The organism is Yersinia sp. SCPM-O-B-9106 (C-191) (genome assembly GCF_026183365.1).
GTDB classification, from domain to species: domain Bacteria; phylum Pseudomonadota; class Gammaproteobacteria; order Enterobacterales; family Enterobacteriaceae; genus Yersinia; species Yersinia rochesterensis.
In genome coordinates this window covers 433,968-459,199 of sequence record NZ_CP110791.1, presented here as the reverse complement: position 1 = coordinate 459,199, position 25,232 = coordinate 433,968, and the positions used below count along the sequence as shown (strand labels likewise).

The window sequence follows — 25,232 nt, the reverse complement described above, 5'->3', positions numbered from 1 at the left end:
AGTGAGGCACAGTGAGTAAGAATAAACTGTCGAAAGGTCAGCAACGCCGTGTACAGGCTAACCATCAGCGCCGGCTACGCACTGATAGAAAACCTGAGTTAGATGACTCTCAGCTTGGCGATGCGCAAGAAGGTATCGTAATCAGTCGCTTCGGTCAGCATGCTGATGTCGAAGCTGCCGATGGTGTTCAGCATCGTTGTAATATCCGCCGTACCATCAAGTCACTGGTGACGGGTGACCGTGTGGTTTGGCGTCCCGGCCTGCAAGCGCAGGAAGGTGTGCGAGTTAAAGGTATTGTCGAAGCCGTTCATGAGCGGACATCCGTTCTAACGCGCCCTGATTTGTATGACGGTGTGAAGCCGATCGCCGCGAATATTAATCAGATTGTGATCGTTTCGGCGATTTTGCCCGAACTTTCGCTCAATATCATCGACCGCTATCTGGTGGCCTGTGAAACATTAGATGTCGAGCCGTTAATCGTACTGAATAAAATCGATTTACTGGACGCCGATGGCCGTAAATTCGTTGATGGCATGATGGATATCTATCGCCGTATTGGCTACAACGTATTAGAAGTTTCCAGCCAAACCCGTGAAGGGATGGAAGCCTTTGAACAGGCGCTAGCTGGGCGGATAAGTATCTTTGCCGGTCAGTCAGGGGTGGGTAAATCCAGCCTATTGAATGCCTTGTTGCCGCCAACAGATAATGAAATTTTGGTCAATACCGTGTCCGGCAACTCAGGGCTGGGCCAGCACACCACCACCGCCGCTCGTTTATATCACTTCCAGCATGGTGGTGATGTGATTGATTCACCGGGGGTACGTGAATTCGGTCTGTGGCATCTAGCTCCGGAACAAATTACGCAAGGTTTTGTCGAATTCCGTGATTATCTTGGTCATTGCAAGTTCCGCGATTGTAGCCACACCACCGATCCCGGCTGTGCGCTGCGCGAAGCGGTAGAGCAAGGTAAAATTGCCGAGGAGCGCTTTGATAATTATCATCGCATTCTGGAAAGTATGGAGCAGGCGAAGCCGCGCAAGACATCAGATAGTGATGAGAAATAGTGGCGAAAAATGATGTTTTAGTCGCAGCTTTCTATTCGATACAATTTATCACAAACAGCTTACCCAAGAGGTCTACGTGCTGGATAGTCTCAAAATCAGATTACAATATTTACTTCCTAAGCTTGGTCTGACCCGTTTGGCGGGCTGGGGCGCAGATAAACAAGGTGGCTGGTTGACGCAACTGGTTATCAAGGCGTTTGCTCGCTATTACAAAGTTGATATGAAAGAAGCACAAGCACCTGAATTCTCTGCTTATCGCACATTTAACGAATTCTTTGTGCGCCCGCTCCGTGCCGGTGCGCGCCCCGTTGTGGTTGAAGAAAATCTATTAGTTCAACCCGCTGATGGCGCTATCAGTCAGTTAGGCACCATTCATGATGGGCAAATCTTGCAGGCAAAAGGCCACGACTACAGTGTGGAAGCTTTGTTGGCAGGTAACTATATGCTGGCTGCTGAGTTCCAGAATGGGCAGTTCGTCACCACTTATCTGGCTCCGCGCGATTATCACCGCGTGCATATGCCATGTGATGGTGTGTTGCGTGAAATGATTTATGTTCCGGGTGATTTATTCTCGGTCAATCCATTGACCGCAGCGAATGTTCCTAACCTGTTCGCCCGTAACGAGCGCGTCATTTGTATCTTTGACACCGCCTTTGGCCCGATGGCACAAATTCTGGTGGGTGCCACTATCGTGGGCAGCATAGAAACCGTCTGGGCGGGCACTATTACCCCACCACGGGAAGGTGTGATTCGCCGCTGGACTTACCCACAGGCTGGGGCTGAAGGTGCTGTCACGCTGGAGAAAGGGCAAGAAATGGGCCGCTTTAAGTTGGGCTCGACGGTGATTAACTTGTTTGCTGAGGGCAAAGTACATTTAGCGCCACAGTTAAACAGCGGTTCGGTTACCCGCATGGGTGAAGTATTAGCCGAAGCTATCCCCGCGACCCCGCCGTGCTAGCTCTCGGCTGACAAGACATTGATGTTAAGGAACCCTTACGTGCGCCTAATAATTTCATGGTTTTCAGCCATTTTACTGTCATTAGTCATGTTGTTGTCCCTGCCGCTTCATGCGGCAACTCAGCCGAATGAAGATCAGCTCAGACAAGAGCTGAAACAGGCTGAAGCCAATAAAGGGATGGTAAATCAGGCAGAAATTGTTCAGGCGCTGCAAGGGGCTCTTAGTTGGTTAGCGGATGCCAAAGAATCTGATATCCGCGCCCAGCAGTATCAAAAAGCCATTGATGACTTTCCTAAGCTCACCCGTGAGTTACGCCAACAATTGGCGCAGGAAGGGGATAAACCCCTGCCAGTCCCTAATAATCTGTCCACGTCCGAACTGGAACAGCAAGTGCTGCAAGTCAGCAGCCAATTATTAGAGTTAAGCCGCCTGTCACAGCAGGAGCAAGATCGCGCACGGGAAATCAGTGAGTCACTGAATCAGCTGCCGCAACAGCAATCAGAAGCCCGGCGCATTCTGGCAGAAATCAGCACGCGACTTCAGGCGCAAAGTAGCCCCACCACCCCAGTAGCACAAGCGCAGTTGGCATTATTACAAGCTGAAGCCGTGGCCCGCAAAGCGAAAGCCAATGAGCTGGAGCTTTCCCAACTCTCCGCCAATAATCGCCAAGAGCTTTCCCGGCTACGGGCCGAGCTATACAAAAAGCGTCAGGAGCGGGTCGATGCTCAACTCCAGAGCTTGCGTAACAACCTGAATAGTCAGCGCCAACAAGCCGCAGAACAAGCGCTCGAGCGCACAGAATTACTGGCCGAACAAGGCGGTGATTTACCTGAATCTATTACCCAACAGTTGCAAATAAACCGCGATTTGTCTCAAGCGCTAAATCAGCAAGTGCAGCGCATTGACCTGATTTCCTCGCAGCAACGCCAGGCTGTCACACAAACTCAGCAGGTTCGTCAGGCACTTAGCACTATCCGTGAGCAAGCTCAATGGTTGGGGGTTTCAACCGCATTGGGTGAAGCATTGCGAGCACAAGTGGCGAGGTTGCCCGATGTGCCCAAAAATCAGCAATTGGATCGCGATATGGCCCAATTGCGAGTTCAACGTCTGCAATATGAAGACATGCTGGAGAAGTTACAGCAGCAAAATGTCAAATTAACACAAGACGATGGCACGCCACTGACCACTGAGCAACAGCGAATTCTCGATGCTCAGTGGCGCACGCAGCGCGAATTACTGAATTCTCTGTTATCCGGTTATGACACTCAGATTCTTGAGCTGACCAAGCTGAAAGTGGCCAACAGTCAGTTAGTGGATGCCTTAAGTGAAGTTCGCGAAGCGACCCACCGCTACCTGTTTTGGGTGGCGGATGTTAGCCCGATATCACTCTCTTATCCGCTTAACGTCGCCCATGACCTCACCCGCTTGCTGTCACTCGACACCCTTTCGCAGCTCAGCCAAGCCTTTGTCATGATGATGACTAGCCAAGAAACATTGCTGCCAATTATTGGCGCGCTACTGTTTGTCGGTTTCAGTATCAGTTCTCGCCGCCATTATCATGCTTTCCTGGAGCGCGCCAGCAGCCGTGTTGGCAAGGTTACACAAGACCATTTCTCCCTGACGTTGCGCACCGTATTCTGGTCCATTCTAATGGCGCTGCCGTTGCCTGTCTTATGGGCGGCGGTCGGATATGGTTTGCAAAATGCCTGGTCATATCCGATGGCTATCGCCATTGGTAATGCTGTCACCGCGACCGTGCCGGTGCTGTGGGTATTTATGATAAGCGCCTCATTTGCCCATCCACATGGCCTGTTTATTACCCACTTCCGCTGGTCACCAACCCAAGTGGGCCGGGCAATGCGCTTCTATCGCATGTCAGTGTGGTTGATTATCCCACTGATGATGGCGCTGATTACATTCGAGAATTATAACGACCGCGAATTCGCTGGCACACTGGGCCGGCTGTGCTTTATTTTGCTGTGTATTGCCTTAAGTTTGGTCACCAACAGCTTGAAGCGGGCGGGTATTCCACTCTATCTGGATAAAAAAGGTTCTGGCGATAATATTGTTAACACCGCGCTGTGGGGGCTTTTGCTGTCTGCACCATTGATGGCAGCATTGGCATCTGCTCTGGGTTATCTCACCACGTCACAAGCATTGTTAGCCCGTCTGGAAACCTCGGTCGCTATCTGGTTCTTCTTGTTGGTGGTTTATCATATTATCCGCCGCTGGATGCTGATTCAGCGCCGCCGCATTGCCTTTGATCGCGCCAAACAGCGCCGTGCTGATATTCTGGCGCAACGTGCCCGTGGCGAAGACGATACAATACCGCACAATAACAGCACGGAAGGTTCCATTGATGTTGAAGAACCGGTGATTGATCTGGATGTGATCAGCGCGCAGTCTCTGCGACTGGTGCGATCCATTCTGACCATGATCGCGTTAGTTTCTGTGATAGTGCTGTGGTCTGAGATTCATTCAGCTTTTGGTTTCCTGGAAAATATTCGCTTGTGGGACTCGTCATCGACGATAAACGGTATTGAGTCAGTACAGGCGATCACCATGGGATCACTGCTGATCGCTATTCTGGTGATGATCGTGACAACCCAACTGGTGCGTAATTTCCCAGCCCTGCTGGAGCTGGCACTGTTACAGCATTTGGATCTGACCCCCGGAACCGGCTATGCCATCTCCACGATTACCAAATATCTGTTGATCCTGATTGGGGGGTTGGTCGGTTTTTCTATGCTAGGGATCGAATGGGCGAAATTCCAATGGCTGGTTGCTGCTCTGGGTTTGGGGCTAGGCTTTGGTTTGCAGGAGATTTTCGCCAACTTCGTCTCCGGCTTGATCATCTTGTTTGAAAAACCGATCCGCATCGGCGATACCGTGACCATCCGTGATCTCACCGGTAGCGTCACCAAAATTAATACTCGCGCCACGACCATCTCAGATTGGGATCGTAAAGAAATTATCGTGCCGAATAAGGCCTTTATTACTGAGCAATTTATTAACTGGTCGCTGTCGGATTCCATTACCCGTGTGGTCTTGACGGTACCGGCCCCAGCAGAAACCAGTAGCGAAGAAGTGACGGAAGTATTACTGACCGCGGCGCGCCGCTGTACCTTGGTCTTGGATAACCCGCCACCCGAGGTCTATTTGGTCGATCTCCAGCAAGGGATCCAAATTTTCGAGCTGCGTATTTACGCCGCCGAAATGGGCCACCGTATGCCGCTGCGTCATGAGATTCATCAGTTGATTCTGGCCGGTTACCGCGAGCACGGTATTACTCTGCCATTCCCACCTTTCCAGGCCCGTCTGGAAACTTTGGGCCGTGGGCGCGTGGTTTCGTCGAATCGCAGCCGCACACCGGGCAGCTTGTAAGATCAGTGAGTAAGAAACAAAAATGCCCTGAACCTTCACAGGTCAGGGCATTTCTTTTAGCACCGCTGCGGCGCCAGGAACACTCGCATTCCTCAAAGTCATTGGTGTTGCAGCAAGGCAGCAAGTAAGCGCATCCCGATGAGCTTACTGTAGTAAGTGATTCGGGTGAGCGAGTGCAGCGAACACCGCTGCGGCGCCAAGAACACTCGCATTCCTCAAAGTCATTGGTGTTGCAGCAAGGCAGCAAGTAAGCGCATCCCGATGAGCTTACTGTAGTAAGTGATTCGGGTGAGCGAGTGCAGCGAACACCGCTGCGGCGCCAAGGACGAAGAGGAATTAAGCGATATTGACTGGGAAGGCAATAACATCACTCAATCTTTCTGCGCCCAACGCCAACATCACCAGACGATCGACTCCTAGCGCTACACCAGAACAATCCGGCAAGCCGTGCTTCAGGGCAGCAATCAAATTCATATCAATGGGATGCTGTGGCAAACCACGTTTTTCACGGCTGCGATTATCTTGCTCAAACCGTTTTAGTTGTTCATCACCGTCAGTCAGCTCATGGAAGCCATTCGCCAGTTCCATACCTTTAAAGTAAACCTCAAAACGTTCTGCTACACGATGATCTTCAGTGCTGATCACGGCGAGGGATGCTTGAGAGGCGGGAAAATGATAAACAAAAGCCGGTTTTTCGCGGCCAATATGAGGTTCAACCCCGACGGTGAATAACAATTGCAGCAGCGTGTCGCGATCTTCTTCGCTATCGGCAATATTGCTTAAATCCAGTTTTGCCGCCGCTTCGCGTAATTGCGCTTTGTCCGCCGACAAGGGATCAATATCCAAATGGCGCAAGAATGCTTGTTGATAAGACAAGGTTTCTGCACTGTTGCAATCCAAAATTTGCTGCAACAGGTCATCGACCTCATTCATTAAGCGGTACATATCATAATGCGGGCGATACCATTCCAGCATAGTGAATTCAGGATTGTGATGACGGCCAGCTTCTTCATTGCGAAAGCTGCGCCCCATTTGATAGATAGAACCGCTGCCCGCCGCTAGCAGGCGCTTCATGTGATATTCCGGGCTGGTCATCATGTACAGCGTCAAACCCTCGGCAGCGCCCGGGCCAACAAACCGGGTTTCGAATGGGACCAAATGAATGTCCGTCACTGTCGCTTGGCTCATGGTGGGCGTTTCAACTTCTAATACGCCGCGATCGGTAAAGAAACGCCGGATCTCTGCCATTATTGCTGCGCGCTTCAACAAATTGGCGATGGGTGCACTCGGCTGCCAGCTTGCCGTTTCGCTCATGGTGGTTAACTCCGAAATCAAACAGGGGATGCAGTCTACTCGCATCTACTCACTCAGACAAATCTGTCACTCACGACGCCGATTTCCGGCTCGGATTCAGCATTTCACTCTGCAAAAAAGACTTTTGCCCAGCATATCCTGTTTGGGATCACGTTTTTGTTAGTAATGCCCTTGAGGCGGTTCAAATAAAACAAAACAATCGATCACATCAAATTTCTACCACTTAGCATTGGGTATAATTATTCCCATGCAAAAAGTAAGAAATAGCTATTCTTAATAGCATCATGCTGGTTAACAGTTAATAAGTTAGCCAGGTAATAATATTAAAAACCATTAAGAGTAGTGATTCACTTTATATATTTTTCACTTGAACATTTGAACAATGGAGAAGCGCAGTGCAAACCTTTAACGCCGATCTTGCCATTATCGGGGCCGGGGGCGCTGGTTTACGTGCAGCAATAGCCGCAGCGGAAGCCAACCCTCAGCTGAAGATTGCTCTGATCTCGAAAGTATACCCAATGCGTAGCCACACTGTGGCTGCCGAAGGGGGATCAGCTGCTGTCACACAGGACCACGATACCTTTGACTATCATTTCCACGATACCGTTGCCGGTGGTGACTGGTTATGCGAACAGGATGTTGTGGATCACTTTGTCCATAGCTGCCCGGAAGAAATGGCACAGTTGGAAATTTGGGGCTGCCCATGGAGCCGTAAACCCGACGGCTCTGTTAACGTTCGCCGCTTTGGCGGGATGAAAATTGAACGTACGTGGTTTGCTGCGGATAAAACCGGCTTCCACATGCTGCATACCCTGTTCCAAACCTCATTAAAATATCCGCAAATTCAACGTTTTGATGAGCATTTCGTGCTAGATATTCTGGTCGATGATGGCCAAGCTCGCGGTGTTGTTGCCATGAATATGATGGAAGGCACGCGAGTGCAAATCCGTGCCAATGCTGTAATCATGGCTACCGGCGGCGCAGGTCGTGTTTATCGTTATAACACCAACGGCGGTATTGTTACCGGTGATGGTATGGGAATGGCATTCCACCACGGCGTTCCACTGCGTGACATGGAGTTTGTGCAATATCACCCAACCGGCCTACCGGGTTCTGGCATCTTGATGACGGAAGGTTGCCGTGGTGAAGGCGGTATTCTGGTCAATAAAGACGGCTACCGTTATTTGCAGGATTACGGCATGGGGCCAGAAACCCCGCTCGGCGAGCCAAAGAACAAATACATGGAATTAGGCCCGCGCGATAAAGTTTCGCAAGCTTTCTGGCATGAATGGCGTGCTGGCCGCACTATCGCGACTCCGCGTGGTGATGTTGTCTATCTGGACTTGCGCCACCTTGGCGAGAAAAAACTACTTGAGCGCTTGCCATTCATTTGTGAACTGGCAAAAGCTTATGTCGGTGTCGATCCGGTTAAAGAGCCAATCCCAGTGCGCCCAACCGCGCATTACACCATGGGCGGCATTGAAACCAACCAGCAGTGTGAAACCCGAATCAAAGGGCTGTTCGCCGTCGGTGAATGTTCTTCTGTTGGTCTGCACGGTGCAAACCGTCTGGGTTCTAACTCATTGGCAGAACTGGTGGTCTTTGGCCGTCTTGCTGGTGAACAAGCCGCTTTGCGCGCCATGGAAACCGGCCCGGCTAACGGCAGTGCGCTGGATGCCCAGGCCCGTGATGTGGAAACCCGCCTGAGCAACTTGATGAAGCAGGAAGGGACTGAAAACTGGTCTAAAATTCGCGATGAGATGGGTCTGTCAATGGAAGAAGGCTGCGGCATTTACCGCACACCGGAACTGATGCAGAAAACCGTGGATAAACTGGCAGAGCTGAAAGAGCGCTTCAAACGTGTGAAAATCACCGACAACTCCAGTGTTTTCAATACTGACCTGCTCTACACCATTGAGCTGGGTTATGGTTTGGATGTGGCCGAATGTATGGCTCACTCAGCACTGAACCGTAGAGAGTCCCGCGGCGCGCACCAGCGCTTGGATGAAGGTTGCACCGAGCGTGATGATGTTAATTTCCTCAAGCACACACTCGCTTTCCATAATCCAAACGGCGCACCACGCCTTGAACTCAGCGACGTAAAAATCACCAAACTGGCACCAGCAAAACGCGTTTATGGTGGTGAAGCCACCGCGCAAGATGCTAAAGACGCCAAAGATGCGAAAGATTTAAAGGATAAGGAGCAGGCGAATGACTGATATGAAACTCCTGAAAATGGAAGTCATGCGCTATAACCCAGAACGTGATAGCGAACCTCACTTCGAAACCTTTGAAGTGCCTTACGATGAGCAGACTTCTCTGCTGGATGCACTGGGTTATATCAAAGATAATTTGGCACCTGACCTGTCTTATCGCTGGTCTTGCCGGATGGCGATTTGCGGTTCGTGCGGCATGATGGTCAACAAAGTGCCAAAACTCGCCTGTAAGACTTTCCTGCGCGAATATACCGGCGGGATGAAAGTCGAGGCACTGGGTAACTTCCCTATCGAGCGCGATTTAGTGGTTGATATGACTCACTTTATTGAGAGTTTGGAAGCTATCAAACCTTATATTATTGGTAATGAGCGCAAACCAAAAGACGGCCCGAATAAGCAGACTCCGGCTCAGATGGCGAAATACCACCAGTTCTCTGGCTGCATTAACTGTGGCCTGTGCTATGCCGCTTGCCCACAGTTTGGTTTAAATCCTGAGTTTATTGGCCCAGCAGCCATCACTCTGGCCCATCGTTACAATCTGGATAACCGTGACCACGGTAAGAAAGAGCGTATGCCGCAGCTTAACGGCAAAAATGGTGTCTGGAGTTGTACTTTCGTCGGCTACTGTTCTGAAGTTTGTCCAAAACACGTAGACCCTGCCGCAGCTATCCAGCAAGGCAAGGTTGAGAGTGCGAAAGACTTCATGATCGCCATGCTGAAACCACAATAAGGGAGGGGAAACAGTAATGACTACTAAACGTAAAGCTTACGTCCGTACCATGGCCCCGAACTGGTGGCAACAGCTCGGTTTCTATCGTTTTTATATGTTGCGTGAAGGCACCTCCGTGCCCACAGTGTGGTTCAGTATCCTACTGATTTACGGAGTGTTCGCACTGAAAAGCGGCCCGGCTGGGTGGGAAGGTTTCGTCGGATTCTTGCAAAATCCGCTAGTGTTATTAATCAATATCATTACGTTATTGGCCGCCGTGTTACATACCAAAACCTGGTTTGAACTGGCACCGAAAGCCGCCAATATTATTATTAAAGACGAAAAAATGGGTCCAGAGCCAGTTATCAAGGCGCTGTGGGTTGTGACTATCGTGGCTACCGCGATTATTCTGGCCGTTGCCTTACTCTAACCCGGAGGAGAACAAGATGAATCAAGTCCCTAAGCGCTCCGATGAACCTATCTTCTGGGGTCTGTTCGGTGCGGGCGGCATGTGGAGTGCCATCATTGCACCGGCTGTTATTCTGTTGGTCGCTATTTTGCTGCCTCTGGGTGCTTTCCCCGGTGAAGCATTGAGCTATGAGCGGGTGCTGGCATTTTGTCAGAGCTTCATTGGCCGGGTATTCCTTCTGCTGATGATTATTCTGCCACTGTGGTGTGGTTTACACCGTATCCACCACGCCATGCATGATTTGAAAATCCACATCCCTGCTGGGAAATGGGTTTTCTATGGTCTGGCTGCCATTTTGACTGTGGTTGCTATCATCGGTGTTTTGACACTGTAATTGCCCAAGCTATTTCAGCGGCCCGTGCTTATGCCGGGCCGTTTTTTTGCTATACCGCCAACAGCCCATCCCGCCAATACCCATTTTGCCAATAACTCGGATTCATCCATTTGCCTCTTTCATAGATGATAGCTATTCTCAGTCACAGACTAATAATTGAAATACTAAGGAATACAGATGCGTCTGTGGTCAAAATTATCCGTAATAGCAGCAACATTACTTTCGGTCGCTTGTAGCGTAACGCCGCCAAAAGACGTGAAAGTCGTCGATAATTTCCAATTACCCCGCTATCTCGGCACTTGGTATGAAATTGCCCGGCTGGACCATTCCTTTGAACGCGGGTTAGACCGAGTCACGGCCAATTACTCACTCCGCGATGATGGTGGCGTAAAAGTCATTAATCGGGGTTATAACGAGAAGAAACAGCAATGGCAGGAAAGTGTCGGTAAAGCCTATTTCATTGGCTCGCCGCAGCAAGCTTCATTGAAAGTCTCTTTCTTTGGCCCATTCTATGGCGGCTATAACATCATTGATTTGGATGATGAATACCAACATGCTTTGATTGCTGGCCCTAGCCGCGAATATCTGTGGATTTTATCGCGCACACCGACGATTGATAACCAAACTCGCGATCGCCTGATTGCCATCGCGAAGAATTATGGTTTCCCGGTGGAACAATTGATCTGGGTGAAACAGGGGAAAGTTATCGCCGGGCAATGATATTGAACTCTATAATCGACTAAGGGGGGAAGCCCCCCTTGTCATTTATGACGCTAATTTCAACCCAATTATTCCCGCTAAAATCAGCCCCAAACTGAATACTCGCGCCAAACTGGCCGATTCGCCAAGCAGCATAATACCTAAAATGGCCGTCCCCACCGCACCAATACCAGTCCAAACCGCGTAAGCCGTGCCCGCCGGTAAGGTTTTCATAGCATAAGCCAATAAGAAAACACTGGCGGCCATCGCGATCAAAGTGATAATACTGGGTGTCAGCCGCGTAAAACCATGGGAGTATTTCAGGCCGATAGCCCAAATCACTTCCAATAAACCTGCAATAGCCAAAATAATCCAAGCCATGGTAAACCCCTTCACTCAGGCGGGGTCGTCCCCAGAAAAATAGATGCGTGCTAGGTCGTCCCAGACAGCAGATAGATAAGAATGATAGGTTAGCATGCTAAATAATAAGCAGCAATCTCTTACCCTGCCAAAGAAATCCGGCGGCAATGGCCGCCGATAACAATGCCTATATACCCTAAATAATTCGAATTGCAGGAAGGCGGCAAGTGAGAGAGTCCCGATGAGCTTACTGTATTGTAAGTGATTCGGGTGATTGAACGCAGCCAACGCACATGCAGCTTGAAGTATGACGGGTATAGCTATTTATTCAGCACTGCGTTCAATAGCACTACCCGCGCTTTGAACATCTTTACCGACACCTTTGGTGGTATTGCAGGCGCTCAATGAAGAGATAACTAATAATGAGAAAATAATAGCGATGCTTTTCTTCAACATGATAAAAATTCCTTATGGCGCGTGAGTATATTCACCCTATAAGGATAGTCAAAAAAACAATATTGCACTTTTTCTGACTTAAATAACTTTTATCAATGGGTCAAACCCAGATAGCAGAAAACCGCCGATTAAGCGGTTTTCTTTTGTTCTCAACGCAGTTTTATCACAGCTTAACGGCTGTAGCTTACTTAACGCGAGAAACGTATTCGCCAGAGCGGGTATCAACTTTGATGACTTCGCCAACCTGTACGAATAGTGGCACTTTGACCACTGCACCGGTGCTCAGAGTTGCAGGCTTACCACCGGTACCGGCAGTATCACCTTTCAGACCTGGGTCAGTGTCAACAATTTCGAGTTCAACAAAGTTTGGTGGGGTGACAGCGATAGGCTGGCCATTCCACAGAGTTACAATACATTCAGCTTGGTCAATCAACCACTTAGCATTTTCGCCAATGGCTTTAGCATCGGCTTGCAGCTGTTCGTAAGTCTCGTTATTCATGAAGTGCCAGAACTCACCGTCGTTGTACAGGTAAGTCAGGTTCAGGTCGTTAACGTCTGCGCCTTCCAGAGAATCTGTTGATTTGAAGGTCTTTTCAACGCGTCCGCCGGTCAGCAGGCGGCGCATTTTAACACGCGCGAAAGCCTGGCCTTTGCCGGGTTTTACGAACTCGCTGGACTCAACTGAATAAGGCTCGCCCTCGAACATGATTTTAAGACCGGGACGAAAATCGTTGCTATAATAACTGGCCATGATGGTCCTCAAGAAACTGGTAATAAGCCTAAAAAATGGCAAGTATTGTAACCCGAAACATGCCAATTAGAGAAGATTGGTTGCAACAACTCGCCGATGTAATTACTGATCCGGACGAATTGCTAAGAATTTTGCTGTTAAATGAACATCCTAGCCTACAACAAGGTACTGCTGCGCGCCGTTTATTTCCCTTAAGAGTGCCCCGCGCATTCGTTTCGCGCATGCAACCGGGGAACCCATCAGACCCATTATTGCTTCAAGTACTCACCGCACGGGAAGAATTTATTGCAGCTCCCGGTTTTACCAACGATCCGCTTGATGAACAGCGCAGTGTTGTTCCCGGCCTATTGCACAAGTATCGTAACCGCGCGCTATTGCTGGTCAAGGGCGGCTGCGCTGTCAATTGCCGCTATTGCTTCCGCCGTCATTTCCCTTATCAGGATAACCAAGGCAACAAGGCCAATTGGCGCCAGGCGCTGGATTATGTGCGCCAACACCCTGAACTGGATGAGATCATTTTTTCCGGCGGCGATCCGTTAATGGCAAAAGATAGCGAACTCAACTGGTTATTGGACGAGATCGAAAATATCTCTCACATCAAACGGCTGCGTATCCATACTCGCTTGCCGGTCGTCATCCCGGCGCGTATTACCACTGAGTTATGTCAGCGGCTGAGTGACTCGCGATTACAGGTGGTGATGGTGACACATATCAACCACGCCAATGAGATTGACGCATCTTTCCGTGACAGCATGGCGCTGCTGAAACAGGCCGGTGTGACCCTGCTAAATCAGAGCGTGTTGTTACGTGGGGTCAATAATGATTCAGAGGTGTTGGCAACATTAAGTAATGCATTGTTTGATGCCGGAATTCTACCTTATTACATCCATGTGCTGGATAAGGTACAAGGTGCAGCTCATTTTATGGTCGATGACGATGAAGCTCGGCAGTTAATGAAAGGATTACTGCGGCGCGTGTCTGGATATCTGGTGCCGCGCTTAACGCGAGAAGTTGGGGGGCAACCCAGCAAAACACCACTAGACCTCCGGTTAATGCAGGATGAATGATTTGGGTGACAAATCTGCCGGTTACAGCCAACACACCTGCAACTTGAAAGATGACGGCAAATATACCCTATAGATTTCGAGGTTCAGGAAGGCGGCAAGCGAAAGAACCCGATGAGCTTACTCAGGTAAGTGATTCGGTGATTGAGTACAGCCAACACACCTGCAACTTGAAAGATGACGGGTATAACAGGGGACGCCATTGCATCCCCTGTGCACCCTTAAAATATATCAAGGGCACTTGTAAACTTCGCCGACCATTTTGCTGTCTAGCGGTGCAAAGCTTGATAAGAAAGTTTCACTCGGGCTGGTTGCGCCATAGATAACATTACCGCCCATTGCCGCTGCTTTATTGCGTAGGTCATTTGCCGCACCGCGCATAGAGCTGCTTTCACCGCTTGAGATCCAATTGCTCTGAGTACCCGTCACCTGCCCAACCAACTGGCATTCACTACCCGGTTTGGTATCAGAGAACTTCACTTGCTCGCCCGCTGAACTCAATTGATTAGTGGAGCTACAGCCTGCCAGCAACAATGCCGCTGAAAGACCAAGTAACACTTTAATCCGCATTTTTTTCCCCATTCTAAGTTGAGAATCACGCTAAAGATTACCAGAAAGCACCGCTGCCGTTGGGGCATTCGCTGCCGAAATTATCCAAGTACCCGATGTCGAGACTGATGGCTAATGATTAACAGTTTACACATTAAATCTGTCCCGCAGATAAAAAAAGTCCTGCAATCATCACACCGAGCAAAATAAAACTGCTTTTGAGGCGCGAGTTTGCAAAATGTGAATCAGAAAAGGCTGAGTGTAAAACGTGGACGAGGCAAGGTTATGACAGGTATTGGCTGTATAGCCGTTTTTTTCCTATAAAAAAAGCGAGCAGGTTTCCCCACTCGCTTTAGGTTTATAGCTTAATCGAAGCTATAGGGTGGGGCATTACATCATGCCGCCCATGCCACCCATACCACCCATGCCGCCAGCGCCCATATCACCGCCTTTGTCATCACGTGGCAGGTCAGTGATCATGCACTCGGTGGTGATCATCAGGCCAGCAATAGAGGCTGCGTACTGCAGAGCAGAACGAGTCACTTTAGTTGGATCCAGGATACCCATCGCGATCATGTCGCCGTATTCTTCAGTGTAAGCGTTGTAACCGTAGCTACCTGAACCCGCTTTAACGTTGTTCGCGATAACTGAAGCTTCTTCACCGGCGTTAACTACGATCTGGCGCAGTGGAGATTCCATCGCACGCAGCGCAACTTTGATACCTACGTTCTGGTCTTCGTTGTCGCCTTTCAGGCCAGACTTAGTGATAGCAGATGCAGCACGAATCAGTGCAACACCACCACCCGCAACCACGCCTTCTTCTACCGCAGCACGAGTTGCGTGCAGAGCATCTTCAACGCGCGCTTTTTTCTCTTTCATTTCAACTTCAGTTGCAGCGCCAACTTTGATAACGGCAACGCCGCCAGCCAGTTTAGCCACGCGCTCTTGCAGTTTTTCTTTGTCGTAGTCAGAAGTTGCATCTTCAATTTGCTGACGGATCTGAGCAACACGGCCCTGAATCGCAGCTTCGTCGCCTACGCCATCGATGATGATGGTGGTGTCTTTGTTGATAACAACACGTTTCGCCTGACCCAGATCTTCCAGAGTGGTTTTTTCCAGTTCCAGACCGATTTCTTCAGAAATCACGGTACCAGAAGTCAGGGTAGCGATGTCTTGCAGCATGGCTTTACGGCGATCGCCGAAACCAGGTGCTTTAACCGCTGCAACTTTAACAATGCCGCGCATGGTGTTAACCACCAGAGTCGCCAAGGCTTCGCCTTCAACGTCTTCTGCAATGATCAGCAGTGGTTTACCGGCTTTCGCTACGGCTTCCAGAACTGGCAGCATTTCGCGGATGTTAGAGATTTTCTTGTCAGCCAACAGGATGAATGGGCTTTCAAGTTCAATAGAACCCGTTTCTGGTTTATTGATGAAGTAAGGAGACAGGTAGCCGCGGTCGAACTGCATACCTTCTACTACGTCCAGCTCGTCTTGCAGACCTGAACCTTCTTCAACAGTGATAACGCCTTCTTTACCGACTTTTTCCATCGCTTGTGCAATCAGCTCACCCACAGTTGAGTCTGAGTTTGCAGAGATGGTGCCTACCTGAGCAATCGCTTTAGAATCAGAGCACGGCACAGACAGTTTTTTCAGCTCTTCAACAGCTGCGATCACTGCTTTGTCGATACCACGTTTCAGATCCATTGGATTCATGCCGGCCGCAACTGCTTTCAGGCCTTCAGTGATAATGGATTGAGCCAATACAGTTGCAGTAGTGGTACCGTCGCCCGCTGCGTCATTCGCTTTAGAGGCAACTTCTTTAACCATCTGTGCACCCATGTTCTCAAACTTGTCTTCCAGTTCGATCTCGCGCGCAACCGAAACACCATCTTTGGTGATAGTTGGGGAGCCAAAAGACTTGTCCAGAACTACGTTACGGCCTTTCGGGCCCAGGGTCACTTTTACTGCATCAGCAAGAATGTTTACGCCGCGTAGCATTTTGATGCGTGCGTCGTTACCGAATTTTACGTCTTTAGCTGCCATTGGTATGATTTCCCTTAACTTGTTCAGTTCAGAAGATTAGAGAGCGTGCATTACGCTTCAACAATTGCCAGAATGTCGCTTTCGGACATGATCAACACTTCTTCATGGTCGATCTTCTCTGACTTCACGCCGTAACCATCGTTGAAAATAACGATGTCGCCAACTTTCACATCCAGTGGTTTGATCTCACCGTTATCCAGGATGCGGCCATTGCCGACAGCTAGAACTTCACCACGGGTAGATTTACCCGCTGCTGTGCCAGTCAGAACGATGCCGCCAGCAGATTTGGATTCAACTTCTTTGCGCTTGACGATAACGCGGTCATGCAATGGACGAATTTTCATTGATAGCTCTCCTATTGAGAAGGTCCGTATCAGGTTTAGGATGAGTACCGGCTTGCCTTCATAACCGATACCGTGGCTATCTTAATGGGGGCGACTTCACATCCCTTCAAGGGAGAGGACAAAAAAAAATTCAGTTTTTTCTTGTCCTGAGAGGGCTAATTTTAGCCATCTCTCCACCGACCAACCATAGAAAGCACTGTCATTTACTTTATGAATTTATGATTAATAAACAATAAATTAGAAAGTATCGCGAGTTACTTATCATCTTTAAAGCGGTTATCTGTCGATTTATCATCCTCTTCCGGATGATGCTCTACGATGAAGTGGTCATCGGCTTTGCGCTGAAACTCACCATCAAAGGTATTTCCGCCGCCCATAGGGCCAGAATTATTGTGATTAAAACCACCAGCACTAAAACCGCCACGATAAATATTCAAATGTGGCATCAACTTTAGTGTCAAGGATTTTTGAATTGGTGGTAATAACAGCAACAAGCCGATGAAATCGGTAAAGAAACCGGGGATCAATAATAAGAAACCGGCCAATACCAGTGAAACACTTTTCACCATTTCAGCCGCAGGGCTTTCACCCGCCGCCAGTTTTTGCTGCATCTGCATGAAAGTTTTTATCCCCTGATTACGCACCAGAGATATCCCCACACAGGAACTGAAGATCACCAGCAATAGGGTAACCATCACACCCAATACGGCTGCGACCTTGATAAATATCGATATTTCTATATATGCCAATAAAAATATCAGCGCTAACGGTAACCAACGCACCGCATTCTCCTTATTCCAATCATTCAGTACCTCTCATCAGGGTAAACCTGCCTGACAGATACCATGAAAACCTTGACCCGACTGGCGCTGACACTGTTTTTTTCCTTTTTTAGCGGATTTCAGCATCAGCAACCCCTTCAACGAGGGTCGACCTTAATAAAATGGTGATGGCTGAATCGCTTTTCAAGTTAGGGGAATACTTTTATTACTTATTAGTACAACTGTGAGAGAAATCACAGATATCAGATCATCTCAATTAATTCCGACCATATAGTGATCCTAGTTCAAGGCTTTTTATCATTAAGCAGCATATGATCCTGTCAGCAATAAGATGAATGGTTAATCTTTCCGTACTCAAGGTTCATTTCCGCATCATATTGCTCACGGCGGCATAATGTAGTTAACAAATACAAAACAAGACAGCAGATTAGAGAAGGTTCTCATGTCAAATAACATTCGTATTGAAGAAGACCTGTTAGGTACACGAGAAGTCCCCGCAGAGGCTTACTACGGTGTTCATACCCTGCGTGCGATTGAAAACTTCTATATCAGTAACAGCAAGATCAGTGATGTGCCAGAATTTGTACGCGGCATGGTCATGGTAAAAAAAGCAGCGGCGATGGCGAACAAAGAGTTGCATACCATCCCACGCAAAATTGCTGATGTCATTATTCAGGCATGTGACGAAGTTCTGGATAAAGGGAAGTGTATGGATCAGTTCCCGGTTGACGTGTTCCAAGGCGGCGCCGGTACCTCTTTAAACATGAATACCAACGAAGTTCTGGCCAATATCGGTCTGGAACTGATGGGTCACCAAAAGGGGGAATATCAATACCTCAACCCTAACGACCATCTGAACAAATGCCAGTCCACCAACGATGCCTACCCAACGGGCTTCCGCATCGCGGTTTATGCTTCCATCATGAAGCTTATTGATGCCATCAATCAGTTAAAAGAAGGCTTCGAAAGAAAATCCAAAGAATTCGAGAAAATTCTGAAAATGGGTCGCACCCAATTGCAGGATGCAGTACCCATGACGCTGGGGCAGGAATTCAAAGCTTTCTCGGTGTTATTAAAAGAAGAAACCAAAAATCTGCAACGTACCGCAGAATTGTTGCTGGAAGTTAACCTGGGTGCCACCGCCATCGGTACTGCGCTGAACACACCTGAAGGTTACTCACAGTTAGCGATACAAAAACTTTCTGAAATCAGTGGGTTGGCTTGTGTTCCAGCAGAAGACTTGATTGAAGCGACATCAGACTGTGGTGCTTACGTGATGGTGCACAGCGCCCTGAAACGTTTGGCTGTTAAGATGTCAAAAATCTGCAACGACTTACGTTTGCTTTCTTCTGGCCCACGCACGGGTCTGAATGAAATCAATCTGCCAGAATTGCAGGCCGGTTCTTCCATCATGCCCGCTAAAGTGAACCCGGTGATTCCTGAAGTTGTTAACCAGGTTTGTTTTAAGGTGATCGGTAACGACACTTGCATTACTATGGCGGCCGAAGCAGGTCAGCTCCAATTGAACGTCATGGAGCCGGTAATTGGCCAGGCGATGTTTGAGTCTATCCACATCCTGACAAATGCTTGTTATAACCTGTTGGAAAAATGCATTAATGGCATTACGGCCAACAAAGAAGTCTGCGAGCGTTACGTCTTTAACTCTATCGGTATCGTCACCTATCTGAACCCATTCATTGGTCACCATAACGGTGACATCGTGGGCAAAATTTGTGCAGAAACTGGTAAAAATGTGCGGGAAGTGGTTCTGGAACGCGGCCTATTAACTGAGGCCGAGTTGGACGATATTTTCTCTGTCGAGAACCTGATGCATCCGGCCTATAAGGCAAAACGTTATACCGATGAAAATGAACAATAAAATAATCATCCGGTAGCCCTATAAGGCACGCATGCTCCTCTGGACAGCGTGCCTTTTTACTTTCTAGCAAACACAACTTTTTAACTTTAATTTTTCATTTGGATCAAGGAGTAAACACTATGATAGCCGTAGAATTAGTCATCGTTCTGCTGGCCATTTTTTTAGGGGCCAGGTTAGGCGGTATCGGTATAGGTTTTGCAGGGGGTATTGGTGTTCTGGTATTGGCGATTATTGGTGTCAAACCCGGCAGCATTCCATTCGATGTTATTTCAATTATTATGGCTGTTATTGCCGCCATCTCTGCAATGCAGGTTGCGGGCGGTATGGATTATCTGGTGCAACAAACTGAAAAGTTACTGCGCAAGAACCCAAAACACATCACCATCCTTGCTCCGCTGGTCACGTATTTTCTGACCATCTTTGCCGGGACAGGTAATATTTCTCTGTCAGCCCTGCCGGTGATTGCAGAAGTGGCGAAAGAACAAGGCATCAAACCTTGCCGCCCACTGTCTACCGCGGTAGTCTCCGCGCAAATCGCCATTACCGCATCCCCAATTTCTGCGGCAGTAGTCTATATGTCTTCAGTTATGGAAGGTCATGGCGTCAGTTACTTACACTTATTGATGATAGTCATTCCATCCACCCTGTGCGCGGTGTTTGTGATGTCACTGATTGTTTCCTGGTGCTTTAACTCCAAACTGTCTGATGACCCAATCTATCTAAAACGTTTAGAAGAAGGTTTGGTCACTCTGCGTGGCGACACGGTCAAAGTGATTAAACCACGGGCTAAAACCTCCGTGCTGTTGTTCCTGGCCGGTGTGTTGTGTGTTGTGGCCTATGCCATCATCAACAGCCCAAGTGTCGGTTTGGTGGCTACACCGCTGATGAACACCACTAACGCCATCCTGATCATCATGTTGAGCGTAGCAACTATCACTACCTTAGTGTGTTCGGTTGATACTGATTCAATCCTGAATTCCAGCACATTTAAAGCAGGGATGAGTGCGTGTATTTGTATCCTTGGTGTAGCCTGGTTGGGCGATACCTTTGTACAGCACAACCTGGACTGGATTAAAGAAACTGCTGGTAGCTTGATTCAAGCTCACTCATGGTTGCTGGCCGTAATTTTCTTCTTCTGTTCAGCACTGCTTTACTCTCAAGCTGCAACTGCCAAGGCATTGATGCCAATGGCAATGGCACTGAATGTTTCACCACTGGCGGCCATTGCTTCTTTCGCAGCGGTTTCTGGTCTGTTCATTCTGCCAACCTACCCAACACTGGTTGCAGCAGTACAAATGGATGACACCGGCACAACGCGTATTGGTCGTTTCGTGTTCAACCATCCGTTCTTCATCCCAGGCACCATTGGGGTTGCACTGGCCGTTTGTTTCGGCTTCGTGATGGGCGGTCTGGTTCTGTAATCTATCAGCTGTAAATGGGGCGCGCGATGCGCCCCACTCTCATTTGCGAGCGTCATCGCATCTATTCCACTGCGATATAAATCATCTTCTGACCTACCCCTGCTTCAGGGTATAGTGCGTTTTATAAGCCGATGACTTCACACATTGCGCTATCTCGTAACTTCCCACGCCACCATAGAACAGCACTACCAATGAGGTTAAAATGTCTGATTGTGATGCAATTGTGGTATTGTGCACCGCACCTGATGAGGCCAGCGCGCAGGATTTAGCCGCGCAGGTTCTGGGTGAAAAACTGGCCGCCTGCGCCACACTGTTGCCGGGTGCGACCTCGATTTACTACTGGGAAGGTAAACTCCAGCAAGAGTATGAAGTCCAGCTTTTGTTCAAGAGCAATACTGACCATCAGCAAGCGCTTCTCAGTTATATCAAACAACATCACCCCTACCAAACACCGGAGTTACTGGTGCTGCCGGTACGGGACGGAGATAAAGATTACCTGTCATGGCTCAACGCTTCATTACTCTGATTCTACTGCTGTGCAGCATTTTACTCGCACCGCACAGCGCACAAGCGTCACTGCTTGGTGATAATGCCGCTTTTGGCCAAAAAAGCGCCCAGAGCCGATTTATTCCGGTCGATCAAGCGTTTGCCTTTGATTTTCGCCAACAGGGTGACCAGCTCACCTTAAGTTGGCAGGTTCATCCTGATTATTATCTGTATCGCCAGCAAATCAAAATTGTGCCGCAAGACGCCACGCTCGGGGTATTTACTCTGCCGGAGGGTATCGCGCATCACGATGAGTTCTATGGCGAAGTCGCTATTTTCAAACAACAGTTAACACTGACAATACCCATTACGCAGGCCGGTGAGCACGCCAGTGTCAGTGTGACTTATCAGGGCTGCGCCGAAGCGGGTTTCTGCTACCCGCCGGAAACACGGGTGGTTCCACTCTCCGCTATTACTGCCGGTTCATCCGCAGTCACTGCGCCGCCAATCACCGCCCCTGCAACTCCAGCGCCAGCTGAGTTGCCATTCTCCCCTTTGTGGGCGCTACTCATTGGTATTGGTATTGCTTTTACCCCTTGTGTCTTGCCGATGTACCCGCTGATTTCAGCTATTATTCTCGGGCGTGAAAAGCCCCATAGTCAGCGGCGGATATTGCTGTTGGCAGTGGTGTATGTGCAAGGGATGGCGCTGACTTACACCTTGCTCGGCTTAGTGGTGGCAGCGGCGGGTTTACAATTTCAAGCCGCGCTACAACACCCTTATGTGCTGATTGGGCTATCGGCGTTGTTCGTGTTGCTGGCGCTCTCCATGTTTGGCCTCTATTCGCTGCAACTGCCCTCGTCACTGCAAACCCGATTGGTACAGTGGAGTAGCAGCCAACGCGGCGGCTCACTGGCAGGCGTTTTTGCTATGGGCGCACTGGCGGGCCTGATTTGCTCACCCTGCACCACTGCCCCGCTGAGCGCCATCCTGCTCTATATCGCGCAAAGCGGTAATATGCTGGCCGGTGGTGGGACGCTATATTTATATGCTTTAGGAATGGGTATTCCACTGGTGATTGTGACGCTGTTCGGCAACAAGCTGCTGCCGCGCAGTGGCCCGTGGATGCAGTACGTCAAAGAAGCTTTCGGTTTCGTGATTCTGGCGCTGCCGGTGTTCTTGCTGGAAAGAGTGCTAGGCGATGTTTGGGGCTTACGTTTATGGAGCTTGCTGGCGATTGCCTTCTTCGGTTGGGCCTTTGTCTTGAGTCTGAAAGCCCACTCAGGATGGGCGCGAGCCTTCCAATTGCTGCTGCTGGCGGCCTTGCTGGTAGCCGCCCGTCCGCTACAGGATTGGGCTTTCGGTAATCACATACAACAGAGTGAAATTAAGCACTTAGGTTTTAAGTCAGTGGCCGATTTACCTCAGTTACAGGCGGCATTAGCCCAAGCAAAAGGTCAGCCGGTGATGCTGGACTTGTACGCCGACTGGTGTGTCGCCTGCAAAGAGTTTGAAAAATACACTTTCAGTGATGACAAAGTTCAGCGCCAGCTAGCCGATACTGTGCTGCTCCAGGCTGACGTGACAGCCAACAGCACCGAACAGGCCGCGATGTTGAAAAAACTAAATGTATTGGGCTTACCGACCATCCTGTTTTTCGATGCACAGGGGAACGAGATAACCGCCGCCAGAGTGACCGGTTTTATGGATGCCGCGCAGTTCTTGCAGCATCTACAAAACCAGCAGCGGTAGCCCGTTTAGCCCAGTAGTGACAGCTCTGCCGTTACTGGACCATCGCCGCATCGAGTAGCCGTTTTTTCAGCAGGTGATATTGCTGCTCGACATACTGCTCGGCCGCACTTTGATCGCCGATAGCCTCCACCTTGACCGCACAGTGTTTGAATTCCGGTGTTTTTGACACCGGATCAACATGATCCACCGTCAGCTCATTACAGGCACCAATCCACCACTGATAGGTCATGTACACCGCGCCGCGATTAGCCCTCTCCGTCACACTGGCGCGCGCAATCACCTTGCCGCGTCGGGAAGAAATCCAGATAAGTGATTGATCAATAACACCTAACTGACTGGCATCATCAGGGTGAATCTGAACATAACCCGGCTCATCAGCCAAAATTTTCAGGGTGGCGCAGTTACCGGTCATGGAGCGGCAGCTATAGTGCCCCACTTCGCGCACGGTACAGAGTGCCAGCGGATAATCGCGGTCAGTCTGCTCATGGGGCGGCTGCCATGGCGCACAGCTCAGCACACCTTTGCCATCCTCGGTCGCAAACTGGCTATCAGTATAGAGATAAGGCGTGCCGGGGTGATCCTCACTCGGACAGGGCCATTGTACATAGCCCAAACCGGCCATTTTTTCGTAGGTCGCGCCATAAAATGGCGGGCACAGGTTGCGCATCTCATCCCAGATTTGCTGGGTATTCTGGTAAGCCATCGGATAGCCCATCGCCGTGGAGATGAGACTGATTATCTCCCAATCCGGCTTCACATCCCCTTTCGGTTCAATGGCTTTGTTAAAGTGCTGGAAACCACGATCCGCGCTGGTATAGACCCCTTCATGCTCGCCCCACGATGTCGCGGGCAGTACCACATCTGCCAACTCGGCGGTTTTGGTCATAAAAATATCCTGCACCACCACCAGTTCTAATGCCGCAAAAGCGGCGCGCATGGCGGCCAAATCCGGCTCAGTCTGAATCGGATCTTCGCCAAAGACGTAATAGGCTTTCAGCTTGCCATCCGCCACTTTATGGGGGACATCGGTAATCGAGTAGCCCACATGGGCGGGCAACTCAGGCACCCCCCAAGCCGCCGCAAAACGCCCTCTGGCCGCATCGTCAGTGACTTTCTCATAACCGGGGAAGGTATTGGGCAAGACGCCCATATCACAGGCCCCCTGCACATTATTCTGGCCGCGCACCGGCCCGACACCCACATTGGGCCGCCCGAGATTGCCAGTTAATAGCGCCAGCGAAGATAGCCCTTTCACCACATCCACCGCCTGCCCCCATTGTGTCACCCCCATGCCCCATAAAATGGTGGCAGCCGGAGCGGCGGCATAGGTGCGCATCGCCAGACGAACCGCTGATGCAGGTAATCCGGTGATCTGCTCGACCGCCTCTGGGCGGTAATCCTCCACGCCCGCTTTCAGCTCCTCAAAGCCGCGAGTATGGGCGCGAACATAATTATCGTCGTAGAGTTTCTCTTCAATCAGCACATAAATGAAGGCATTTACCAAAGCCATATTCGCGCCATTGTTCAGCGGTAGCCATTGATCGGCAATGCGGGCGGTTTCAATGTGCCGTGGATCACAGACGATCAGTTTCGCCCCCTTGCTTTTGGCCTTTAAGATCCGCCGTGCGACGATCGGGTGAGAGTCGGCGGCGTTATAGCCAAAGACCAATACGCAGTCAGTATTTTCGATTTCGCCGATGGAGTTGCTCATCGCGCCATTACCCAGCGTTTGCTGCAATCCCGCCACCGAGGGGCCGTGACATAAGCGGGCGCAGCAGTCGATATTGTTGGTGCCGATGGCGGCGCGGGCAAACTTTTGCATCACATAATTGGCCTCATTCCCCGGCCCACGGGAGGAGCCAGTCATCATGATGGCGTCTGGCCCACTCTCTTTTTTGATGGTTTTCAGTTTAGCCGTGATGAAAGCAATGGCTTCTTGCCAGCTCACGCGCTGAAACGCCTCGCCCCGCTGACGGCGCAATAAAGGGGCTGTCAGCCGTGGGGTTAGCAGGCGGGTATCATTGAGAAAATCCCAGCCATAGTAGCCCTTCAAGCACAACTCGCCTTGATTAGTAACGCCATTGGCGGGCTGTGCGCCAACAATTTCGCCGCCTTCAACCAATAAATTCAATTTACATCCGGAGCCACAATAGGGGCAGACCGTGAGGATCTTGTCCATTCTCTTATCCTTACTTATG

22 protein-coding genes are annotated in these 25,232 nt (G+C 49.7%); 13 read left to right on the top strand and 9 right to left on the bottom strand.

What is annotated here, in order from left to right; genetic code table 11:
• The first annotated feature begins 11 nt into the window (after positions 1-11).
• The 3 genes from rsgA to mscM all read left to right on the top strand — a co-directional run bounded on the left by rsgA (position 12) and on the right by mscM (position 5,406).
• Positions 12-1,064, top strand: coding sequence for a small ribosomal subunit biogenesis GTPase RsgA (gene rsgA, locus OP863_RS02055; protein WP_038636955.1), 1,053 nt, complete (start codon positions 12-14; stop codon positions 1,062-1,064).
• A gap of 76 nt (positions 1,065-1,140) precedes the next feature.
• Complete coding sequence (asd, locus tag OP863_RS02050) at positions 1,141-2,022, top strand: archaetidylserine decarboxylase (RefSeq protein WP_038636959.1); 882 nt, start codon at positions 1,141-1,143, stop codon at positions 2,020-2,022.
• Positions 2,023-2,061: 39 nt separating this feature from the next.
• Entirely contained in the window at positions 2,062-5,406 is a 3,345-nt protein-coding gene (gene mscM, locus OP863_RS02045) for a miniconductance mechanosensitive channel MscM (protein WP_038636962.1), read from the top strand.
• A 336-nt stretch (positions 5,407-5,742) separates the two neighbouring features.
• Here the strand turns inward: mscM and epmA are convergent, their stop codons facing one another.
• Positions 5,743-6,720: an elongation factor P--(R)-beta-lysine ligase gene (gene epmA / locus OP863_RS02040; protein WP_038636964.1), complete on the bottom strand. Its 978-nt coding sequence runs from the start codon at positions 6,718-6,720 to the stop codon at positions 5,743-5,745.
• A gap of 395 nt (positions 6,721-7,115) precedes the next feature.
• Here epmA and frdA point away from each other — a divergent pair, with 395 nt between their 5' ends.
• From frdA to blc, 5 genes are all read left to right on the top strand, one after another.
• Positions 7,116-8,939, top strand: coding sequence for a fumarate reductase (quinol) flavoprotein subunit (gene frdA / locus OP863_RS02035; RefSeq protein WP_038636966.1), 1,824 nt, complete (start codon positions 7,116-7,118; stop codon positions 8,937-8,939).
• Positions 8,932-9,666: a succinate dehydrogenase/fumarate reductase iron-sulfur subunit gene (locus tag OP863_RS02030; RefSeq protein ID WP_005156463.1), complete on the top strand. Its 735-nt coding sequence runs from the start codon at positions 8,932-8,934 to the stop codon at positions 9,664-9,666. The genes frdA and OP863_RS02030 overlap by 8 nt, the downstream gene beginning before the upstream one ends.
• 16 nt (positions 9,667-9,682) lie before the next feature.
• Entirely contained in the window at positions 9,683-10,075 is a 393-nt protein-coding gene (frdC, locus tag OP863_RS02025) for a fumarate reductase subunit FrdC (RefSeq protein WP_032820814.1), read from the top strand.
• A gap of 16 nt (positions 10,076-10,091) precedes the next feature.
• Entirely contained in the window at positions 10,092-10,448 is a 357-nt protein-coding gene (frdD, locus tag OP863_RS02020; protein ID WP_004392449.1) for a fumarate reductase subunit FrdD, read from the top strand.
• Between the two features lie 177 nt (positions 10,449-10,625).
• Positions 10,626-11,168 (top strand): outer membrane lipoprotein Blc, encoded by a 543-nt coding sequence (blc, locus tag OP863_RS02015; RefSeq protein WP_145588140.1) that lies wholly within the window; start codon positions 10,626-10,628, stop codon positions 11,166-11,168.
• Positions 11,169-11,213: 45 nt separating this feature from the next.
• Here blc and sugE read toward each other — a convergent pair whose 3' ends face one another.
• From sugE to efp, 3 genes are all read right to left on the bottom strand, one after another.
• Positions 11,214-11,528, bottom strand: coding sequence for a quaternary ammonium compound efflux SMR transporter SugE (gene sugE / locus OP863_RS02010; protein WP_265525836.1), 315 nt, complete (start codon positions 11,526-11,528; stop codon positions 11,214-11,216).
• A 303-nt stretch (positions 11,529-11,831) separates the two neighbouring features.
• The gene (locus tag OP863_RS02005; RefSeq protein WP_004392446.1) at positions 11,832-11,963 is read right to left on the bottom strand and encodes an entericidin A/B family lipoprotein; all 132 of its coding nucleotides are present in this window, start codon (positions 11,961-11,963) and stop codon (positions 11,832-11,834) included.
• A 184-nt stretch (positions 11,964-12,147) separates the two neighbouring features.
• The gene (efp, locus tag OP863_RS02000; protein ID WP_145588138.1) at positions 12,148-12,714 is read right to left on the bottom strand and encodes an elongation factor P; all 567 of its coding nucleotides are present in this window, start codon (positions 12,712-12,714) and stop codon (positions 12,148-12,150) included.
• Positions 12,715-12,749: 35 nt separating this feature from the next.
• On the opposite strand from efp, the gene epmB reads away from it, so the two are divergent.
• The gene (gene epmB / locus OP863_RS01995; protein ID WP_038636976.1) at positions 12,750-13,781 is read left to right on the top strand and encodes an EF-P beta-lysylation protein EpmB; all 1,032 of its coding nucleotides are present in this window, start codon (positions 12,750-12,752) and stop codon (positions 13,779-13,781) included.
• A 228-nt stretch (positions 13,782-14,009) separates the two neighbouring features.
• Here epmB and OP863_RS01990 read toward each other — a convergent pair whose 3' ends face one another.
• From OP863_RS01990 to OP863_RS01975, 4 genes are all read right to left on the bottom strand, one after another.
• A complete protein-coding gene (locus OP863_RS01990) occupies positions 14,010-14,348 on the bottom strand; it encodes a DUF4156 domain-containing protein (protein WP_005175566.1) in 339 nt (112 codons plus the stop codon).
• A gap of 369 nt (positions 14,349-14,717) precedes the next feature.
• Entirely contained in the window at positions 14,718-16,370 is a 1,653-nt protein-coding gene (groL, locus tag OP863_RS01985) for a chaperonin GroEL (protein ID WP_145588136.1), read from the bottom strand.
• Between the two features lie 50 nt (positions 16,371-16,420).
• Positions 16,421-16,714 carry a co-chaperone GroES gene (locus OP863_RS01980; RefSeq protein ID WP_004391824.1) on the bottom strand — a complete coding sequence of 98 codons (294 nt, stop codon included), beginning with the start codon at positions 16,712-16,714 and terminating at the stop codon, positions 16,421-16,423.
• Between the two features lie 254 nt (positions 16,715-16,968).
• Positions 16,969-17,496, bottom strand: a complete 528-nt coding sequence (locus OP863_RS01975) for an FxsA family protein (RefSeq protein ID WP_038636980.1) — start codon at positions 17,494-17,496, stop codon at positions 16,969-16,971.
• 442 nt (positions 17,497-17,938) lie between these two features.
• Here OP863_RS01975 and aspA point away from each other — a divergent pair, with 442 nt between their 5' ends.
• The 4 genes from aspA (at position 17,939) to OP863_RS01955 (ending at position 23,034) form a co-directional block, all read left to right on the top strand.
• Positions 17,939-19,375, top strand: a complete 1,437-nt coding sequence (aspA, locus tag OP863_RS01970; protein WP_038636982.1) for an aspartate ammonia-lyase — start codon at positions 17,939-17,941, stop codon at positions 19,373-19,375.
• A gap of 119 nt (positions 19,376-19,494) precedes the next feature.
• Positions 19,495-20,796 (top strand): anaerobic C4-dicarboxylate transporter, encoded by a 1,302-nt coding sequence (locus tag OP863_RS01965; protein ID WP_050291540.1) that lies wholly within the window; start codon positions 19,495-19,497, stop codon positions 20,794-20,796.
• A gap of 202 nt (positions 20,797-20,998) precedes the next feature.
• Positions 20,999-21,322, top strand: coding sequence for a divalent cation tolerance protein CutA (gene cutA / locus OP863_RS01960; RefSeq protein WP_049561610.1), 324 nt, complete (start codon positions 20,999-21,001; stop codon positions 21,320-21,322).
• Complete coding sequence (locus OP863_RS01955; protein ID WP_265525835.1) at positions 21,298-23,034, top strand: protein-disulfide reductase DsbD; 1,737 nt, start codon at positions 21,298-21,300, stop codon at positions 23,032-23,034. Before cutA ends, OP863_RS01955 begins: the two co-directional genes overlap by 25 nt.
• Positions 23,035-23,065: 31 nt before the next feature.
• Here OP863_RS01955 and fdhF read toward each other — a convergent pair whose 3' ends face one another.
• Positions 23,066-25,213 (bottom strand): formate dehydrogenase subunit alpha, encoded by a 2,148-nt coding sequence (fdhF, locus tag OP863_RS01950; protein WP_265525834.1) that lies wholly within the window; start codon positions 25,211-25,213, stop codon positions 23,066-23,068.
• Positions 25,214-25,232 lie beyond the last annotated feature (19 nt).